This window comes from Legionella sp. km772 (genome assembly GCF_003989735.1).
GTDB lineage: Bacteria > Pseudomonadota > Gammaproteobacteria > Legionellales > Legionellaceae > Legionella.
On sequence record NZ_RZGQ01000335.1, the window covers coordinates 1 to 1,504 of the forward strand.

Below are 1,504 nucleotides of genomic sequence, written 5' to 3' on the forward strand. Positions count from 1 at the left end.
TCAATTAACTAAAAATCAGATGAAAAGGCAATCTATTAAGCGGCTCAGAAAAAATGCTGGATGGGATGATTCTATTTTAACCACTATCTTATCTCAAAATTTTTCATGAGGTGACCCTGCCTCAACATTAGGGAGATAGCGCCAACTACTAATTCCGGGATGAACATAGCTGATAGGCTCAGAACAGCGTTGTGGCGAAGCTATGCGTATTACTCTAAGTTGAATCAATGATGATCTGAGTTCTGAAGTTGGGGCTGCGATGACCGTAAATAGATAATGATGGCTAGCATAAAGCATCTGTTTATGTACCACCATCAAACAGGGATAAAATCCTAAATCCTCTATGAAATAACGATAATTTCTTTTTTTAATCCTCACTTGGCATCCTCCTTGCCCTAACCAATACTCCCGGCTAGTATTTTGCTGCTTTTCCTTACGGGTACATGCTTTTAATTGAGTTTTTGGGGTAGTGATTAACTGGCGAACAATACGTTCTAGCTGGTAAAAATTTTCCTGCTCGATTTCTCTATTTGTTAAAGCGCGCTGATAGAGTCTAAGATTATTTATGCTAGATAGTGCTAATAAACTCACTAGAGTCATGATGCATAAAGTGAAAATTAAAATAAAACCTTTTTCTTTTCTCATGTTCTAACTAACACCCTGAATTGGTGTTTTTTTCTATCTAAGCCCCAAATTATATCTATCTGCTTCCTGCCTTGACGCTTTTGATCTTTAATCTTCATAGAATGGATGAGAGGGGTTAATTCTTCGCTATGGAGGTGTTGGTAATAAAATGCCTTTACGCCTTCTTGATTTTTTTTAATAAACCACCGTTCTTCTATCCACTGACCTACATAAGGTAAGGCAGGATAAGTGAAGAAAATCGGCTTTGTTAAAGTCAACCTGGTGCCCTGAGGAAGCTTTTTCTTTTCCTTAATTCGGTGAACTTCGCCCCGTTGGCAGTCTGCTATTATTAAAGATTGGCCGACACGCAAAGATAAGCTTGAAGAAACTAAAATTTCTTGTAGGCTCAAAAACGAAGTAAGGATGCTAAAATGTTCATCCATCCGATTAATTTGAATGTCCTGCTTATTTATTTCTATATTTTGCCCACTTAGTTCCGTCTTGTTAGTCCTCCTATCAACAAGGGTTAATTCCTCAATATTCAAACAAGGAGTAAATCCAGCTCGCCTGATACTATGGGCTAATAAATCTTGTGCCCATTGGATCTCAAAGTTATCACTTAAGGCTTGATGCAGGCTGAAATAATTTTTTTTATTTAATAAATAGGTTTGAATGAGTATCGTACTAAGTAGGCTTGCTAAAAATAAACCTATCATCAACTCACTTAAACTAAGACCGCTTTGTTTTTTCACCACAGCACCTTTAGCTAGGTCCGGGGATCTGGAACAAAATTCAGGAAAAATAAGAGCTATTCCCGGTTTGTTAGTTCATTCACCTTACTCTCAGAATGGCTTATCCACAAGTCCATAGGCCAGGAGAG

At 37.7% G+C, this 1,504-nt stretch carries 2 protein-coding genes; both read right to left on the minus strand.

Annotated features, from left to right (window positions below; translation table 11 throughout):
• Nucleotides 1-93: 93 nt before the first annotated feature.
• Nucleotides 94-645 (minus strand): type II secretion system protein, encoded by a 552-nt coding sequence (locus ELY15_RS15720; RefSeq protein WP_127101690.1) that lies wholly within the window; start codon nucleotides 643-645, stop codon nucleotides 94-96.
• Nucleotides 642-1,376, minus strand: coding sequence for a PilW family protein (locus tag ELY15_RS15725; RefSeq protein WP_127101692.1), 735 nt, complete (start codon nucleotides 1,374-1,376; stop codon nucleotides 642-644). Before ELY15_RS15725 ends, ELY15_RS15720 begins: the two co-directional genes overlap by 4 nt.
• Between the last annotated feature and the right edge of the window lie 128 nt (nucleotides 1,377-1,504).